Below are 17,468 nucleotides of genomic sequence, written 5' to 3'. Positions count from 1 at the left end.
GCGGGCGGAGGCGTGCGGCGCCCGCCGGGCCGTGGGAGGTGCGGGGATAACGGGAGGCACCGGGGAGCGGTGCGGAGCACCCCTCGGGGGTGCGGGGAGCGGGACCGGACGTCCCACCGGGTCCTGACCGGGTGTCACGCCCGGTCCTGACCGGGTGTCACACCGGGTCCGGGAGGGCCCCCTCGGACAGCTGCATGATCTCCGGCACGCCGGAGCCCCAGCGGTAGTAGGACTGGAGCTTGTAGTACTCGCCGTCCGGCTGCGAGGCGACCGCGTAGACGAACTTCGTGGTCGGGTCCGCGGCCCGCACGTGCTGGACGAACAGCGCGATCCGCTCGTCGAGTTCGACCGGCAGGGAGGCGGGGTCGGTGGTCGCCACGGCGAAGCTGATCCGCTCGATCCGCGGGTTGTCCCAGCTGAGCGTGACGTAGACGCCGAAGATCTCGCGGCCGAGGCGGAGCATCTGCTCGCTGGGTTCGGCCTGGTCGATCTCGCGCAGCATCGCCTGGAGGGCCTCGGGGGCGATACCGCCCTCCGGGGGCTCGCCGAAGTAGATGTTGACGGTCCGGTGCCGGTAGTCGATGCCGAGCAGGCCCACGGTGTCGCCGAGGCCGTGCCGCTCGATGAAGTCCAGGCTCTTGCCGAGGCTGGGCGGCATCGAGGGGATGGCGGCGAGCTTCGCGACCTCCTGGAGGCCGGTGCGCGGCAGCACGATCCAGATCTTCTTGAACCCGCCGACGACGCCGAAGTCGATGCCGTAGCCGTCGATCGGGCACGTGCCGCGGATGTCCCCGAGCAGCCGGGAGACGGGGTGGTCCGTCTTCTCCAGCAGCCCGCTGCCGACGGCGAGGTCGTACGGGTCGGTGTCCTGCGGCACGGTGAACCGGCAGTCCAGCTCGCCGGCCCGGCCCGCGCCCGTCGACACCCGGAACGCGACGACGGCCTGGGCGAGGTCCCCGCCGTACAGGTCGAGGATGCGCTGCACCCGGTCGTGCGGGTAGTCCACTTCCAGGATCCCGGCCGCTTCCTCGATGGCCGAGTGCAGCGCCTGCGCGGCGCTCTCCTGACTCTTCACAGCCGCCTCACTCATGGCGGTCACCATCCATGGGCTTCATGGCCGTCAGCCTCTGCCATGCTTCTTGATCAGGGCTCTTGCGGGACTTGCCGCCGGCTTGGCGAGGGTGGGGATACCGGTTCGGGCGCGGTGTCATCGGGGAAGTTCCTTCCGGGGCAGTGCGGCGGCGTGCAGAAGGACCAGCGGGTGGAAGCGGTAGCGGTCCTCGCCGAGGGCGGGGCCGCCGGGCTCGGAGGTGAGCAGGCACGCGTCGACCAGCTCCTCCAGGGCGTCCTCGGGTTCGTCCAGGCCGATGACCTCGCCGGCCAGCCGGGCGGTGAAGGGGCCGGAGCCGACGGCCGCGAGCCACGGCAGCACGGCCGCGGTGCCGGGGCTCAGCCGGGACAGCGCCCGGTTGAGGGAGCGGGTGAGTTCGAGGTCGCCGTAGGAGAGCGCGGCGAGCCGGGTGCGGGGGTCGGCGAGCTGCGCGGCGAGCCGGGCGACGGGCCAGTGCGGGCGGGCGGCGAGCCGGGTGCCGGCGATGCGCACCGCGAGCGGCAGTCCGGCGCAGTAGCGCACCAGGTCGCGGGCGGCGGGCAGTTCGGCGCGGATGCGCTGCTCGCCGACGGTCTCGGCGAGCAGCGCGACGGCGTCCTCGTCGGCGAGCGGCTCCAGCGAGACGGTGGCGGTGGCGGGCACGGTGACCAGCCGGCGGCGGCTGGTGACGAGCAGCGCGGTGTCCGGGCTGGCCGGCAGCAGCGGGGTGAGCTGGGCGTCGCTGTGGGCGTCGTCCAGCACGACGAGCAGCCGGGAGGACGCGGTACGGGCGCGGTAGCGGCGCACCAGGTCGCTGAGGTCGCGGCCGGGGCCCTGTCCCGTCTCGCCGAGCGCGGACAGCAGCTCGGCGAGGACGTCGGCGGGCGGCCGGGCGGCTCCTTCGGCGTCCTGGAGGTCGGCGTGCACCACGCCGTCCGGGAAGGCCCGGGCGCAGGAGTACGCGACCTCGGCGGCCAGCGCGCTCTTGCCGCTGCCCGGCATGCCGGTGACGAGCGCGGCGCGCAGCCGGGCGGTGGGCCCGGCGGAGCGGCGCAGCAGCAGGGACCTGAGGCGGGCGGCCTCGGTGGTGCGGCCGGTCACGGCGCCGTCCCGGACCGGCAGCACCACCAGCGGCCGGCGCTGCGCGGTGCTGCTGCCGCCCTCGCCGCGCAGGATGCGCAGGTAGGCGCGGCTGAGCTGCTGGCCGGGCACCACGCCGAGCTGCTCGTCGAGGATGCGGCGGCCCTCGCCGTAGACCTGGACGGCCTCGGCCTGCCGGTCGGAGCGGTGCAGTGCGGTGATCAGGTGGGCGCGGAGGTTCTCCTCCATGGGGAAGCGGGCCACCAGGGAGAGCAGTTCGGGCACCAGCGCGCGGTGCCGGCCGAGGGCCAGATCGGCCTGGATGCGGCGTTCCAGTGCCTCGGCGCGCAGGAATTCCAGCCGCGGCCGCTCGGACTGGAGCAGGTGCTCGGTGACGTTGTCCAGGGCGTGCCCGCTCCAGCAGTCGAGCGCGCTGCCGAGCAGCCGGCCCGCCTCCTCGTAGCGGCTCTCCTTCAGCGCCCGGCGGCCCATGCGGTCGAGCCGTTCGAAGGAGAAGAGGTCGACTTCGGCGTCGCGGACGTCGAGGACGTATCCGGGGCCTTTACGCGAGATCTGCACCGGCTGCCCGAGGACTTTCCGCAGCCGTGACACGTAGGTGTAGATCTGGGAGTTCGAGGTGGGCGGCGGCGTGTCCCCCCACAATGCGGTGCTCAGCCGGCCGTCGGCGACCAGCGTGCCGCGGGCGAGCAGGAGCACGGCGAGTACGGTGTGGATTTTCGTTCCGGGCAGCGGGACCGCCCGGCCCCCCCTGCACACGGAGACCGGGCCCAGCAAGCGGAATTCGAGTGACCCGTTCGTTCCGCCGCGGTCGGCCTCCGTGATCCCCTCGGCGGGCGCCTCGGCCACGCCGGCGATGTTCGGCACAGTGCATTCCCCATCCCATGGATGTCCCCGTACGAAATTGCCTCCGCAACCTATCCAGCCGCCCTATTACCGCATTATCGAGTCGATTTCGAGTGGCCGAAATCGCCGGGAAATCATGCCAAAAGCGACCCGCCCTAAGGTGATCCCAGAAATGCTGCACAAGGAAACTGTCGGACAAAACGGGGAGTCAGACATGCGCAAGTTCCGTACCGTCGCAGCCGCGTTCACCAGCTCCGCACTGCTGTTTCTGTCACTACTCGTCGCCCTGAACGTCCTGAGTGCCGGCACGGGCACCAACGATCTGCCGTGGACGTGACCGGACGGCGGTAGCAGCAAAATCCGGCGGAATATGCCCCGGCGGCAGGCGCAGGAAATTCAGCAGCCGCTGAGCAGGCGGGCGAGCTCCAGCCCCTCGATGGGGCTGTCGGCGCCGTGGGACTCCAGGACCTCGCGCAGCCGGCCCGCACGCCGCACCCACACCGGTGCGTTGAGCGAGCGGAACTCCTGCTGGGCCCACGCCAGGGGCGCATCGGCGCCCGTTCCGCCGCAGAGGGCCTCCGCGCAGGCGAGGTTGGTGGTGATCCGGGCCTGGAGGAAGCGGTCGTTGACCTCTTCGGCGGCCCGCAGGGCGCGCAGCAGGCTGGCGCGCGCCTTGTGCGGCTCGTTCTGACGCCACTGCGCCTCGCCGAGCACGCACAGCGCGTGGGCCTCCCCCAGCCGGTCACGCTGGCCGCGGGTGAGGCCCACGACGTCGTGGCACACCCTTTCCGCCTGGGCCGACTGCCCGGCGCTGAGCAGCGCCTCGGCGAGCCGGTAGAGGTTCTGGGTGCGGCTGCGCAGCGACCCGGCCTCGTAACTCACCTCGATCGCCTGGTTGCTCAGCTCCACCCCGCGCTCGGGGTTGCCCTGCTCGATCTCGATCTGCGCGAGCAGGCCGAGCGCGTGCGAGAGGCCCGAGGAGTCGCCGGCCTGCCGGAAGAGCACGAGCGACGCCTCGCAGTAGCGGGCGGCCTCGGCCAGCTCGCCGCGGAAGCGGGCGCACACCGCGAGGTTGCGCCGCACGATGGCGCGGCCCTGCGTGTCGTCGGTCCCCTCCAGCAGGTCCAGGGCGGTCAGCAGCCGCTCGCGCGCCTCGTCGTAGCGGCGCTGGTAGATCGCCAGGGTGCCCAGCGAGCGCAGCATGGTGCCGGCCCCGTGGGTGTCGCCGGCGCGCTGCGCGCCCTCCAGGGCGCTGTCGGCGACGCGGCGCCAGTCCTCCAGGTAGTTGCGGGTCTCGAAGAAGGGCACCGAGCCGATGGCGAGCACCCACGCGCGGCCCTCCTGGCCGTCCCGCGCGGCCTGCGCCACCAGCGCGCCGAGCGCCTCCCGCTCTCCCTCGAACCACTCGATGGGGTCGGACACCAGCTCGCTCACCGCGGCGCCCGGCAGCTCCTGGAGGTGCGCCGGGACGTGCGGGGCGACCTCGCCCTTGCCGTACAGCTGCTCCTGGGCGGCGTAGACGAGCGTGAGCATGGCGGACAGCACCCGGTCGAGGGTCTGCCCGCGCTCCTGCGCGCCGTCCTCGGCCAGGCAGCGCTCCTGCGCGAACAGCCGCATGAGCTCCGGGATGCGGAAGCGCGTGCCGCCGCCGCGCGCCGGGCAGCGCTCCAGCAGCTGCGCGCCGGCCAGCTGGTGCAGCAGCTCCTCCGACGCCCCCGGGGTGACACCGAGGACGGGCGCGCCGATCCACGGCGGGAAGTCGGGCACGTCGAGCACGCTCAGCTGCCGGTAGAGGCGCGCGGCCTGCACCGACAGCGCGCGGTAGCTGAGCCACAGGCTGGAGCGCACCCCGCTCTCGCCGGGGCTGACGACGTCCAGCCGCTCCCGGCGGTCCTCCATGCGCGCGACCATCCGGCGCAGCGACCACTGGTGGTCGGACAGCAGCCGGGTGGCGACGATGCGCAGCGCCAGCGGTAACCGGTCGCACAGGTCCACCAGGCGCCGCGCGGCCGCGGGTTCGGCCGCCACCCGCTGGTCGCCGATGGTGGCGGCGAGCAGGTTGAGGGACTCGGTCGTGCTCATCCCGTGCAGCTCGATACGGACGGCGGCCACCGCGCCGGCCAGGCCGTTGAAGGGGTCCCGGCTGGTGAAGAGGGCGCGGGCGGGGCCGCGGCCGGGCAGCAGCGGGCGGATCTGCTCCAGCGAGCCGGCGTTGTCCAGGACGATCAGCAGCCGCTTGCCGTCCAGGGTGCTGCGGTAGAGCGCCGCCCGGTCCTGGAGGCCCTCGGGGACCGACGTGCCGGGGACGCCGAGCGCGCGCAGCGCCCGGTCGAGGGCGGCTTCGGGGGTGACCCCGCCCTGCGCCCGCAGGCCCTGCAGGTCCAGATAGATCTGGCCGTCCGGGAAGCGCTGGGCGACGCGGTCGGCCCAGTGCTGGGCGAGCGCGCTCTTGCCGACGCCGGCGGCCCCGCAGATCGCCGCGATGCGCACCGGCAGGCCGCCGCCGGGTCCGAGCGCGGGCTGCACGAGCCGGCCCAGCAGTTCGAGTTCGGCCTCCCGGCCGACGAACGGCTCGGGCGGCAGCGGCAGCTGCCGCGGTACGGAGGGGGCGGCGGCGGGTGCCGGGGCGGGCTCGGGCGGCGCGCTCACGGCGGGCGGCGCGGGCGCGGCCACGGCGGCGGGCGCCGGGGCGGGGGGCCGCACCGGCGCGGGGCCGTCGCCCTCCAGCACGGTGCGGTGCAGCTCCTGGAGTTCGGCGCCGGGCTCGACGCCCAGCTCGGCGATGAGGACGCGGCGCCCCTCGCGGTAGCAGCCGAGCGCCTCGGAGCGGCGGCCGGACAGGTGGTAGGCCTGCATGAGGACGGCCCGGGCGTGCTCGCGCAGGGGGTGCTCGGCGACCAGCGGTGCCAGGCTCTCAACGACCGCGCGGTAGCGGCCCTGCCGGAGCTGGACGGCCGCGTACTCCTCGGCGAGGTCGGCCTTCAGCTCCGTCAGCCGGCGCACCACCTCGGTGAGGGAGCCGCCGTCCATGCCGTCGAGCACCGGGCCGTCCCACAGCGCGAGCGCGTTCTCGAACCGGTCCGCGGCCGCGTCCGGGTCGCCCGCCTCGGCTGCCGCCCCCGCGGCGGCAGCCGATTCGTACAGGTCGACCACGTCGACGTAGTGGCCCTCGGTGTGCAGCACGTAGCCCGGCGGCACGGTCTCGATGAGGCCGTCGACGCGGGCCTCGTCACGGAAGGTCTTGCGCAGCGCGGAGACGCAGATGGCGATCTGGTTGCGGGCGGTGGCCGGGGGATCGCTGTGCCAGACGGCCTCGGCCAGGGAGTCGACGGAGACCACACGCCCCGGGGTGAGCAGCAGCACGGCCAGAATCGTTCGCTGCCGCGCGCTGCGCAGTTGCAGCGACCTGCCGTCCGCGCTCACTTTGAGCGGGCCCAGCACCTGAAACGATAGCCGGGTCGTCACACCGTCCCCTTCCCGGGGCGCACGCGCACCCCGTCCCCCACGGGAGACATTGCAGAGCCATTCTGCGTACAACTTTTCGTCTCGACAACACAATTGGGCCACTTCACGCTACGTGCCGGTCAGCCAACCCGCTCCCTGCGCATCTTCCAGGAACCATAACTTCCCGTCACCCGATGGCCGGGACCTTTCGGTCATCCGGCGTCCCGCCCGCAGCCGGGCGGCGATCTCCCTGCGCAGCCGCTCCCCCGCGCTGCCGTTCGCCAGGACGACCAGACCGCTGCCGGCGCGCAGCCGCAGCGTCGAGACCGCGTAGTGGCCGGGCGGCGCGCCCTCGTGGCCGAACTCCGTGTCGGAGGCCAGGACGTCGACCATCGTGCCGAGCCCGTAGAGATCGTCCGGGCTCGGGGTGAGCATGCGGGCGGCGGTGTCCGCGGCGAGCAGCGCGAGGGGGGCGCCCTGGGCGGAGCGGCGCACCTCCAGCGCCACCTTGGCCAGGTCGGCGGCGGTCGTCCACAGGTCGGCGGCGCCCGCGCCGCCGCCGGCCGGCAGCGGGCGGCCCTCCGCGTCGTGGCCGGCGCGCGCGGCAGGGGCACCGGTCCGGCCGGCGCTGCGCGGCGGCGGGCCGCCGAAGCAGCTGTCGTCCAGGCCCAGCGGCCCCAGCACCAGCCGCCGCATCAGCATGCCGAACGGCTCGCCCGTGATCTCCTCCAGCAGCGCCGCGAGCAGGCCCGCGCCCGCCTCGCCGAAGCGGTTGCCGAGCAGGTCCGCGGGCGTGGGCCGGCGCGCGGCGCCGCGCCGGCCGCCGGCGGCGGGCGCGGTGTCCGAAGCGGTGTCCAGGGCAGCTTTCAGGGCAGCGTTCAGGGCGGTGTCGAGGGCGGAGTCCAGGGGCGCGTCCAGGTCGAGCAGTTCCTCGTCCACCAGCCGCAGCACCCCCAGCGCCGTGACGTGCCGGCTCAGGCCCCCCGCCGGGAAGGCGGTGCGCGGGGTGACCGGCCGGCCCTCCCCGTCGCTGCCCGCGGCCTCGACGGCGACCAGGCCGCCCGCGTCGAGCACGGCCACGGAGGCGCCCGGCACCCGGCACTCCGCGAGCAGCTCGGCGAGCGGCCGGCCGCCGAAGGCGATGTGCCGCCCGCTCCGCGCCGCCCTGCGCGGGGCGTCCAGCAGCGGGCCGCCGGGCCGCGGCAGCGCCGCGACGTCCACCCGCCCGTCGGCGGCCCGCGGCACCTCGCCCAGCAGCGCGAGGCTCGCGGGCACCAGGTGGTCCGGCAGCAGCCGCCGGCAGTGCGCGGCCAGCGCGGCCGCGTCCAGCCCCTGCGCCCCGGACCGCGGCACCACGTAGGCGGCGAGCCGGACGTCACCGGAGGCCGCCCGCACCCCGACGACGACCGCCTCGTCGACGCACGGGTGGTCGTACAGCGCCTCCTCGGCCTCCGCCGGGTCGGCCCGGTGGCCGCCGATCCACACCTGCCGGTCGGTGCGGCCGAGCGGCTCGGCCGCCCCCGCCGCGGTGCGCCGCACCAGCTGCCCGGTACGGAACATCCGGGCGCCGGGCGGGCCGTACGGGTCGGGCAGGAAGCGCTCGGCGGTGAGCGCCGCGCGCCCGACGTAGCCCAGGGCCACCCCGGGACCGGCCACGTACAGTTCGCCGATCTCGCCGGCCGGGACCTGCCGCCCGTCGCCGTCGAGCACCCGGATGCGGCTGTCCGCGCCCGAACGCACGGGATCCGGGCAGCTGCCGTACGACGTCTCGGCCGAGCCGTACGCGGGGAGCAGCCGCCCGCTGCCCAGGAATTCGGCGAGCCGCGCGGTGGCGGGCCCCGGCGGGCTGCCGCCGGCGACGACGAAGGTGCCCGCGAGGGCCGCGACCGCGGCGGCGCCCGACTGCCGGACCAGCAGGTCGAGATGGCCCGGCGTCAGGTGCAGGAAGGCGAACGGGCCGGCCGCCGCGAGCCACTCCCCCAGCTGCGCGAGGTCCAGGGCCTGCGGGGCGAGCACCACCCGCTGGCCGGCCGCGAGCGGCGCCCACAGACCGGTGGCGGTCATCTCGGAGGCGACCGAGCAGAAGACGGCCGTGCCGCCCGTGCCCCCGCCGGCCAGCTCCCGCTCCGCCCAGGCCACGTGGTCCGCGAGCCCGCGGTGCGTGACGGCCACGGCGTAGGGGCGGCCGGCGACCGTGGGGGCGTGGGCCACCAGCGCGACGTCGTCCGGCTCCGGCGGCTCCGCGGCGCAGGCGCCCGAGGTGTACGCGGCGAGCGCGGCCACGACCTCCGGGTCGTCGGCGTACAGCACGGTGCCGTCGAAGCCGTCCAGCCCGTCCGCCCCGTGGGCGAGTTCGGTGACCAGCACACGCGCCCCGGCGTCGGAGAGCAGCAGCCGCAGCCGCGCGGCGGGGAAGTCCGGGTCCAGCGGTACGCAGCCGGCGCGGGCCCTCCACGCGCCCAGCGTCACCGCGTGCAGGTCGGCGCCCCGGCCGAGGAGCACCCCGACCAGGGCGCCGCGCCCCACGCCGCGCGAGCGCAGTAAGCGGGCCCAGCGGTCGGCGGCGGCGTCCAGGCCGCCGAAGGTGAGGGTGAAACCGTCGCCCTCCACGGCGACCGCCCCGGGCTCGCGCCGCGCCCGCAGCGCGAACCGTACGGGAAGCGGCTGCCTACCGCTCCCGGCGGGCGCGGCGGACCCGGGCGCCGCGGCACCGCCGGGCGCGGGAGAACCGGGCGCGGAAGAACCGGGCGCCCCGGGGGCGGCGGGCCCCTCAGGACCCGGCACCACCGGGCCGGCGGGCTCCGGGGGGACCGGCGCCCCGGGAGCGGCGGGCGGTGGCGGCCCGCCGTGCGCCGGGGGCCGGGTGTGCGGCGGGCGCTCCGGCGCCGTGCGCAGGCTCAGCGGGCGCAGGTCCTTCCACACCTCCTGGATGTGCGCCAGGCACCGCTCCCGTGGTCCGGTGGTCCCCTCCGCGTGCCAGCCGGCGGGCAGTTCACGGTCGATCCACCAGATCGAGTGCTGCCCCTCGCCGTTGAGCACGACGCGCCGGTCCGCGGGGTCGGCGGTCTGCTGTTCTGACAAGGTCACTCCTGTCGGATCCATGGACGCCCGCCGGCCCGGCGGCCGGCGGGTGGGTCGGGGGTGGGGCGGCGGGTACGGGGCACGCGCGTGCGGCCGGACCGGGATCCGGCCCGGTCCGGCCGCGGGGGAAGGCGCCCGGCGTCGGACGGTCAGGGGCGTCCCGGCAGTTCCTCCTCCAGCCGGCGGGACAGTTCGACGCGCCGGGTCTTGAGCGTCGCGGTGCGCGGCAGTTCGGCCAGCGGGATCTGCACCGGTTCGGCGAGCTGCGGGTAGGCGGCGGTGGCGGCCCGCCAGCGGTCCCTGTCGAGCGGCTCGTCGCGGTGGGTGCACACCACCGGGACGGCCTGGGAGTCGGGGCCGGGCACGACGACGAGTTCGGCCAGCTCCTCCAGCCTGTCGAGGATGTCGTCCTCGACCTCCAGGTTGCTGCCGACGCCCTCGATCGTGTCGAACTCCCGGTCCAGCATGTGCAGGCAGCCGAAGCGGGTGCGGTAGCCGACGTCCCCGGTGCGCCACCAGCCGTCGTGCACGTTCTCGTCGTAGCGGTCCTGCTCGCCGTGGTAGGTCTTGGCGATGCCGTCCCAGCGGACGTCGATCCAGCCCGGGTTGGCCTGCGAGGGGCGCTTCCCGTCCCGGCCGACCACCCGGACCTTCGCGCTGCCGGGCAGCGCGAAGCCCATGCAGCGGCCGTCCATCCGGTGCGCGAACCTGCGGAAGTACGGGCGGCCGGCGGCCGGGCCGACCTCGCTCTGGCCGTAGATCTGGAAGAACTGGGCGCGCTGCGCGGAGGAGTGCAGCAGCCGCCGCACGGTCCGCGGGTGGATCGCGTCGAAGGTGCTGCTGAAGTACTTGACCGAGGCGAAGGGCCTGCGGCTGTCCCCGGTCAGCTCCTCCCAGGCCAGGAAGGAGTTGGGCAGCGCCTCGACGAGCCAGGGGCGGTGCCGGAGGAAGAAGTCCGCGACGGCGTCCGGCCTGCCGTCGTTCACCGCGAGCACCGGCATCCCCTTGAGGAAGCACAGCGACAGCGCCGCGAAGGTCCGGGAGTGGCCGAAGGGGATGTGGACGGCGACGGTACCGCGCTTGCGCATCATCCCGAGCAGGAAGAGCTGCGGGCGCAGCCGGGTGCGCATGGTGCGCGGGGTGTGCACGACGAGCTTGGGCAGGCCGGTGGTGCCCGAGGTGTGGGTGATCATCGCGGGCTCGTCCAGGCCGCGCAGCACCGGCTTGAGCGGGATGCCGCCGTCGAGGTCGGCGAGCCGGGTCGCTTCCGAGCCGGTGTCGCCGATGCCGATGACGCCCCGGGTCAGCCCGGCGAGGTCGACGCCGTCCTCGGTCAGGGAGCGCAGCTTGGGCGCGTCGGTGATCAGGTGCGGCCGGTCCAGCCGGGCCATCAGGGCGGACAGCGCCGGGGAGTCCAGGTGGTGCGAGAGCATGACGGGCACCGCGCCGGTGCGCTCCACCGCGGTCGCGAGAAGCCACAGGTCGAAGTTGGGTGCCTTGCAGACCACCACGTGGCCGCCGGGCCGCACGCCGGCCGCGGCGAGCCGGTTGGCGAGGTCGGCCGCGTGGCCGGCGAGCTCCGCGACCGTCAGCCGGCGGCCGGCGCCGGGCAGCGCGTCGAGGTCGTGGTCGAGCGTGACCGGCGTGCCGCCGCGGACGAGTGCGGCCCGCTCCGGCACGACGCCGAGGTAGAGGCCGGTCCTGTGCAGCGACTCCTGGTCCGGTGCGCTGCGCGTTCCGGAGTCCAGCTTGTCCAGCAACGTGCTTCCCATCAGATCTCCCTCCGGGCCCGCTTCGTTCCGGTCGGCAGCGGACGGCGGTTCGGTGTTCTCGGGTGCCGGTGAAGCACAGCGTCCTGCACCGGACTTGGTGCCGAATGTGCGCCCGCGCAGTTCCGGGCGGCGCTGCGGCCGGGCGGCTGTGCGGAAGCGGGCGGGGGGCGGCGTACGGCGCTGTACGGCACCCGGTCAGCGGTCGCGGTAGGCGACCATGTCGGCGAGCTCCTCCAGTCGCAGCCGCCAGCCGGGGGGCAGCGGGGAGTCGGCGAGGGCCCCGTAGGCGTCGGCGACGAGCGCGTCGATGTGCTCCTCGACGTCCGCGCGGACACCGGAGGCGAGCAGCGCGGCGCGCAGCTCGGCCGGATTCCAGTCACTGTGCCGGCTGTCCTCGACGAGCCGTGCGACCTGCGGGTCCTTGGCCGCCGCCAGGGCGGTCAGCAGCGTCATCTTGTGCTCGTCGAGATCGAGCCCGGTCGGCTTGCCGGTCGCCGCCGACTCGCCGAAGGCGTCGAGCAGGTCGTCGCGCAGCTGGAAGGCCTCGCCGGCGGCGACGCCGTACGCCTCGAAGACCGCGTCGAGTCCGGGGCGGCCGGCGACGGCCGCGCCGAGCGCGAGCGGCCGGTGGATGGTGTAGCGGCCGGACTTGCACACGGCGACCCAGCGGGCCAGCCGGGTGTCGGGCTTGACCTCGGCGGCCAGCGCGATGTCCAGCTGCTGGCCGACGATCATCTCGGCGACCAGTTCGTGCCACACCCCGGCGGCGGCGCCGGTCAGGGTGCCCGCGAGCCGGTTGGCGTAGGCGAGCGCCAGGTCCCCGGCGAGCATCGCGACGCCCTCGCCGTACCGGCGGGACTCCCCCGCCCAGCCGCGCAGCGCGTGCACGTCGGTGTACCGGGCGTGGACGGTCGGCACGCCGCGCCTGCTGGGCGAGTTGTCCATGATGTCGTCGTGGATGAGCGCGAAGGCGTGCAGCAGCTCCAGGGCCGCGGCCGCGTCGACGACGGTGTCCTCGGAGCCGCCGGACGAGCCGCCGCCCGCCGCGAGGTAGCCGGTGACGCAGAACAGCGGGCGCAGCCTCTTGCCGCCCGCCGCGACCAGCTCCGCCACGGCCCCCACCGGTACGGCGACGCGCGCGTCCACCTCGCTCCAGCGGGCCGCCTCGGCGCTCAGCAGTTCCTCGACCCGCCGGTCGACACGGGCCAGCAGCTTCTCGCAGGTCTCCTGCTCGCCGGCGTCCCGCTGCGCGGTCGCCGCTTCCGTCAGGACTCGTCCCAGGGCGGACGGCATGGTTTCCCCCTCATCCCACCACGTGCTGGATTCCGTTCGGGTGCAGTCGTCCGGACGTGCTCGGCGGACCGCTGAGTCGGATTCTCGGCAGGCCCGCTTGCAGCGGTCTTCGTGGCGGGTTGGCCCCGGCTTGGCGGCCGCGGCGCCAATCGCGCGACCAGTGGCCGACAAGCTGCCGCCGGGAGGGTCGGCCAGGGCGCGGCTGCGCACGCGGAGCGCTCCGCCGCCCTTTCTCCGCGCGGGCCCGCCCGCATCGAACCCGAGGGAAGCGACATCACATGAGCGGTCTCATCCTTCCGCCCGGCCACGGCCGCAGGCTCGTCACCAAGGCGCAGGACGTCACCTTCAAGGCCACCGCCGCGGACGGTTCCGTCGTCTCCGTCTTCGAGGTCGTCGTGCCGCCGGGGTTCGACGTCGGCGCGCACGTGCACGCCAACTCGCAGGAGTTCTTCTACGTCCTGGAGGGCGAGCTGCAGCTGCTCGCCTTCGAACCCACCCAGCGGACCGGGGACACCTGGCACGACTGGACGTCCGAGGACGGCGACACCGCCGTCCGCGCGGCCGAGGGCGCCTGCATGTTCGTGCCGCCGAACACCCCGCACGCGTTCCGCAACGCCTCGGACCGGCCCGCCCGGATGCTCTTCCACAACTACCCCTCGCCCGACCACGAGCTGTACTTCGAGGAGATCGTCGAGATCTTCGCGGCGGGCAGGACGGTCGACTCCGGCGCGGTGGAGGACATGCGCAAGCGCTACGACGTCCAGCAGATCACCCCGCTCCGCTACACCCCGCCCACGGCGTGACGCCACACGAAAGGTCGGCACTGATGAGCAAGGACAGCATCCCGCTGGTGCACCCGAGTCTCGGCGAGCGGGAACTCGCCGCCGTCGCCGAGGTGTTCGCCTCCGGCTGGCCGGCCGGCCAGGGCCCGCGCGGCAAGGCCCTGGAGGCCCTGCTCGCCGAGCGGTACGGCGTCGGCGACGCCGTCGCGGTGAGCAACTGCGGGGCCGCGCTCCACCTGGCCATGCTGGCGCTCGGCGTGGAGCCCGGCGACGAGGTGATCGTCGCCGACTACACCTTCCCCGCCCCCGCCCACGCCGTGCGCTACGTCGGCGCGACCCCGGTCTTCGCGGACGTGCGCCCCGACACCGGCACCGTGGACCCGGCCGCCGTCGAGGCCCTCATCGGGCCGCGCACCGTCGGCATCATCGCGGTGGACACCCTCGGGATGCCCGCCGACTACACCGAGCTGATGGCGCTGGCCGGCGCGCACGGCCTGTTCGTCGTGGAGGACGCGGCCTGCGCGGTCGGCGCGACCTACCAGGGCCGCCCGGCGGGCTCGCTCGCCCCCGTCGCGTGCCTGTCCTTCCACGGCCGCAAGGGCGCCACCAGCGGCGAGGGCGGCGCGCTGCTCGCCGCCGACCCGGTGATCGGCGCGGACGCCCGGCTGCGGTCGTCGTTCGGCATCGGCAGCATCTACGACCAGGCGCAGGTCGTCGGCCTGCCGATCCCGGTCTTCACCGACATCGGCTACAACTACAAGCTGTCCGACATCGCCGCCGCCATCCTCCAGGTGCAGCTGGACCGGGTCGACGAGCTGCTCGGGCGGCGCAACCGGGCGGCCGCCGCGTACGCCGAACTGCTGGGCGGCGAGGAGCTGCTGACGCTGCCGCACGTGCCGGCGGACCGCACCCACGCCTGGCAGTCCTACCTGGTGACCCTCGACCCGCGGGTGGACCGCGCCGGGGTCGCGGCCGCGCTGCGCGCCCAGGGCATCGGCTGCGGCCAGGGCGCCTGGGCCACCCATCTGCAGCCGGTCTACAGCTCGGACCGCAGCTGCCCGGTCTCCGCCGACCTCTTCGCGCGCAACCTGGCCATCCCGATGCACGCCGAGCTGACCGAGGACCAGGTCGAGCAGGTCGCGCACACGCTGCGGGCGGAGCTGAAGAACAACCTGCGCGCGAGCTGACGCGCACACCACGGCGAAGCCCGGCCGGAGGAATCCTCCGGCCGGGCTTCGGCGTGCGCGCGGCCGCGGTCAGCGGGCGAGCACCAGGACCGTCGGGGAGGCGGTCTCCACGAAGCGGACGTCCTCGAAGCCCGCGGCGGTCAGCCACGCGCGGTAGTCGCTGCGCCGCCAGGTGCTGCCGTGCCGGGACTTGATGAGCATCTCCCCGGCGAAGGTCAGCGCGAAGGGCGGGCCGCTGCGGTCGTCGTCCACCACGTAGTCGGAGACCACGAGCGTCCCGCCGGGCCGCAGCGCCCTGCGGATCCGGGTGAAGACCTCCTGGTTGTCCTCGGGGCCCTCCTGGTGGGCGATGTTGGAGTACACCACCACGTCGTGCTCGCCGTTGCCGAAGTCGACGGTGTGGAAGTCGCCGTCGACGTGCTCGACCCGGTCGCCCACGCCCTTCTCGGCCAGCAGCCGGCGGGCGATCGCGTTGATCGGCGCCCAGTCGATCTGGGTGGAGCGGGCGTCGGGGTTGAGCGCGAGCCAGATCGCCGAGCAGATGCCCGAGCCGCCGCCGATGTCGAGGATCGACAGCTTGCCGGCGTCGGCGAGGGCGAGCTCCTCGGCGGCGATGTGCGCGACGGGCACGGACTGCGCCGCGATGGCCTGCACCAGGTTCTCCCAGTGCGGGTTGTCGGCGACCTCGACGACGGCGTTCGACGTCGGGCCGCCGGCGCGTACGGCGTCGGGCAGCGTCGCCATCGAGCCGATGTGGCCCAGCTTCAGCTCGGCGAAGCCGGTGAGCGACGCGGGCCTGCCCTCCACCAGGAACGCCGATGCCTCCGGGGTGTTGCGGTAGCGCCCGCCCTCCACCACGACCACGTCGAGCGCGACCAGGCCGTCCAGCAGCGCCTGCGCGCCGCGCGGCGCGATCCCGGCCCGCTCGGCGAGCTGCCCGGCGGTGCCGGCGCCCTCCTCCAGGTGCGTGAAGACCCGGTACCGCGCCGCGGTGCCCATGATCCCGGTGGCCCAGTAGCCGTTGATCAGCCGCATGATGCGCTGCGAGTCGGGGCCGCCGTGTGCCGCGCCGCTCATGAGATCCTCCCCGCGTACGGGAGCGACGCGGCCACGCCGGCCAGCTCCGCGGTGTCGTCGATTGCCGTGCCGTCGTGCACGGTGCCGTCCGTCCAGGTGCCCAGGGACATCTCGGCGGTGATGCCGGGGCCGAAGCCGGCGATGACGCCGGTGGCACCGGTGGCCAGCGGCCGGTCCTCCTCGAACCGGCGGCGCAGCGCGTCGAGGACGACGGCGCTGGCGATGTTGCCGTACTCGGTCAGGGTGGTCCAGCTGTGCCGGAAGACCGTGCGGTCGACCTCCAGGAACTTGGCGAGGTCGTCCAGGATGCGCGGACCGCCGGCGTGGATGATGTAGAAGTCCAGGTCGGAGGCGTTCCAGCCGTGCCCGGCGGCGAGCTGGCGCAGCACCGGGGCGAGCGGCTCCATGGTGCCCGGCACGCGCTTGTCGAGCTGGAAGTGGAAGCCGGTGTCCCGCACCGCGTAGGAGATCCAGTCCTCGGTGTTCGGGATGAGGTACGACGCGTTGCGCTCCAGCCGCACCCCGCTGACGCCCGCGTCACCGTGCCCCCGCACCACGGCGGCCGCGACCGCGTCGCCGAACAGCCCGTCCGACAGCAGCGAGCCGACGTCGTCGGCGGACGGCTGGTAGCACAGCGAGCACAGTTCGCACGAGACGATCAGCACATTGCTGTCGGGGTGCGCCACACAGAAGTCGTGGGCGCGGTTGATGGCCGCGCCGCCCGCCGCGCAGCCGAGCTGGGCCATGGGAATCTGCCGGGTGTCGAAACGGAAGCCCATGGTGTTGATGAGCCACGCGGTGAGCGAGGGCATCATGAATCCGGTGCACGACACGTAGACGATCGCGTCGATGTCCTCGGCCCGCAGGCGCGCGTTGGCGAGCGCCTCCTCGACGACCTCGGGGCACCGCTTCTTCGACTCGGCCTCGTAGATCTTGTTGCGTTCCTCGAAACCCGGGTGCTCCAAGGTCTTCTCGATGGGCTGCACGATGTGCCGCTTGCGCACGCCGGTGTTCTGTATCAGCCGGAGCGCAAGCGGAAGCTGCGGCTTTCCCGCATGGGCTTTCCTGGCGAATTCCAGGGTCTGCTCCATGGTGATGGTGTATTCCGGTACGCGCACCGCTGGCTTGCACAAGATCGGCATGTCCGGCGCCTGCCTCTCAGAAATGGAAGACATTCCCCTGCCTCTGGCCTCTGCCCTCAGACCCCTGCCCTCTGTTTTTGGCCGTGTCAATGTCGTACGGCCGGCTAGCCCGCGCCTTGGCGCCGACTTGCCGTCGCCGGCCGGTATCCCGTGTCCGGCGGGGGCGGAGGGAGGAGGGAGGGGAGGGCAGCACGACGCGGCGCCCGCCGGATCTCTCCGGCGGGCGCCGCGTCGTGACGGGGTACGGCCTGCGGGCTACTCCTCGAAGCGGGCCGCGGCCAGGTAGTCCGGCCGCGGGTCGAGGGCCGCGGCCAGCCGGAAGTGCCGCTGGGCCTCGGCGGCGCGGTCGGCCCGTTGCAGGGTGCGGCCGAGCGCGAAGTGCGCGAAGGCGTTGTCCGGCTCGCGCTCCAGGACGACCTGGAATTCCAGCTCCGCGGGCCGCAGCTGCGCGGCCAGGAAGAAGGCGCGGGCCCGCAGCAGCCGGGCCGCGGTGTTCTCCGGGTGGGCGGCGATGACCGGGTCCAGGAGCTTCACCGCGCCGCGCGGGTCGCGCGCCGCGAGGAGCTGCTCGGCGGCGCGGAAGTCGATCACATGGGTTTCCGGGGTGCGCTCGGGCACAGTCCGCCTCCCTGACATCGGGCACGGGGACGAATGAT

The 17,468-nt window shown here is 74.5% G+C and carries 12 protein-coding genes; 3 read left to right on the top strand and 9 right to left on the bottom strand.

Annotation, left to right across the window (positions count from 1 at the left end):
* Positions 1-157: 157 nt before the first annotated feature.
* Both ACH4SE_RS25840 and ACH4SE_RS25835 read right to left on the bottom strand, forming a co-directional pair.
* A complete protein-coding gene (locus ACH4SE_RS25840; RefSeq protein WP_398545854.1) occupies positions 158-1,090 on the bottom strand; it encodes an aromatic prenyltransferase in 933 nt (310 codons plus the stop codon).
* 117 nt (positions 1,091-1,207) lie between these two features.
* Positions 1,208-3,055, bottom strand: coding sequence for a BTAD domain-containing putative transcriptional regulator (locus ACH4SE_RS25835; protein WP_398545853.1), 1,848 nt, complete (start codon positions 3,053-3,055; stop codon positions 1,208-1,210).
* 151 nt (positions 3,056-3,206) lie between these two features.
* On the opposite strand from ACH4SE_RS25835, the gene ACH4SE_RS25830 reads away from it, so the two are divergent.
* Positions 3,207-3,371 (top strand): hypothetical protein, encoded by a 165-nt coding sequence (locus ACH4SE_RS25830; RefSeq protein WP_398545852.1) that lies wholly within the window; start codon positions 3,207-3,209, stop codon positions 3,369-3,371.
* A 59-nt stretch (positions 3,372-3,430) separates the two neighbouring features.
* Here ACH4SE_RS25830 and ACH4SE_RS25825 read toward each other — a convergent pair whose 3' ends face one another.
* From ACH4SE_RS25825 to ACH4SE_RS25810, 4 genes are all read right to left on the bottom strand, one after another.
* Positions 3,431-6,499 carry a BTAD domain-containing putative transcriptional regulator gene (locus ACH4SE_RS25825; protein WP_398545851.1) on the bottom strand — a complete coding sequence of 1,023 codons (3,069 nt, stop codon included), beginning with the start codon at positions 6,497-6,499 and terminating at the stop codon, positions 3,431-3,433.
* Between the two features lie 108 nt (positions 6,500-6,607).
* A complete protein-coding gene (locus ACH4SE_RS25820) occupies positions 6,608-9,559 on the bottom strand; it encodes an AMP-binding protein (RefSeq protein WP_398545850.1) in 2,952 nt (983 codons plus the stop codon).
* Between the two features lie 149 nt (positions 9,560-9,708).
* Entirely contained in the window at positions 9,709-11,331 is a 1,623-nt protein-coding gene (locus ACH4SE_RS25815; RefSeq protein ID WP_398545849.1) for a class I adenylate-forming enzyme family protein, read from the bottom strand.
* Between the two features lie 195 nt (positions 11,332-11,526).
* Complete coding sequence (locus tag ACH4SE_RS25810; RefSeq protein WP_398545848.1) at positions 11,527-12,624, bottom strand: polyprenyl synthetase family protein; 1,098 nt, start codon at positions 12,622-12,624, stop codon at positions 11,527-11,529.
* 278 nt (positions 12,625-12,902) lie between these two features.
* On the opposite strand from ACH4SE_RS25810, the gene ACH4SE_RS25805 reads away from it, so the two are divergent.
* Positions 12,903-13,427, top strand: a complete 525-nt coding sequence (locus ACH4SE_RS25805; RefSeq protein ID WP_398545847.1) for a cupin domain-containing protein — start codon at positions 12,903-12,905, stop codon at positions 13,425-13,427.
* A 23-nt stretch (positions 13,428-13,450) separates the two neighbouring features.
* On the top strand, positions 13,451-14,593 hold the full coding sequence (locus tag ACH4SE_RS25800; protein ID WP_398545846.1) for a DegT/DnrJ/EryC1/StrS family aminotransferase: 1,143 nt from the start codon (positions 13,451-13,453) through the stop codon (positions 14,591-14,593).
* 69 nt (positions 14,594-14,662) lie between these two features.
* Here the strand turns inward: ACH4SE_RS25800 and ACH4SE_RS25795 are convergent, their stop codons facing one another.
* The 3 genes from ACH4SE_RS25795 to ACH4SE_RS25785 all read right to left on the bottom strand — a co-directional run bounded on the left by ACH4SE_RS25795 (position 14,663) and on the right by ACH4SE_RS25785 (position 17,430).
* Positions 14,663-15,670 carry a class I SAM-dependent methyltransferase gene (locus ACH4SE_RS25795; RefSeq protein WP_398545845.1) on the bottom strand — a complete coding sequence of 336 codons (1,008 nt, stop codon included), beginning with the start codon at positions 15,668-15,670 and terminating at the stop codon, positions 14,663-14,665.
* Positions 15,667-16,812: a type III polyketide synthase gene (locus ACH4SE_RS25790; protein ID WP_398545844.1), complete on the bottom strand. Its 1,146-nt coding sequence runs from the start codon at positions 16,810-16,812 to the stop codon at positions 15,667-15,669. The genes ACH4SE_RS25795 and ACH4SE_RS25790 overlap by 4 nt, the downstream gene beginning before the upstream one ends.
* Before the next feature lie 255 nt (positions 16,813-17,067).
* On the bottom strand, positions 17,068-17,430 hold the full coding sequence (locus tag ACH4SE_RS25785) for a tetratricopeptide repeat protein (protein ID WP_398545843.1): 363 nt from the start codon (positions 17,428-17,430) through the stop codon (positions 17,068-17,070).
* Positions 17,431-17,468: the final 38 nt, after the last annotated feature.

Source organism: Streptomyces sp. NPDC020983, assembly GCF_044333485.1.
Classification (GTDB): Bacteria; Actinomycetota; Actinomycetes; order Streptomycetales; family Streptomycetaceae; genus Actinacidiphila.
The sequence above is the reverse complement of the archived record's forward strand: the minus strand, read 5'-3'. Positions and strand labels throughout refer to the sequence as shown.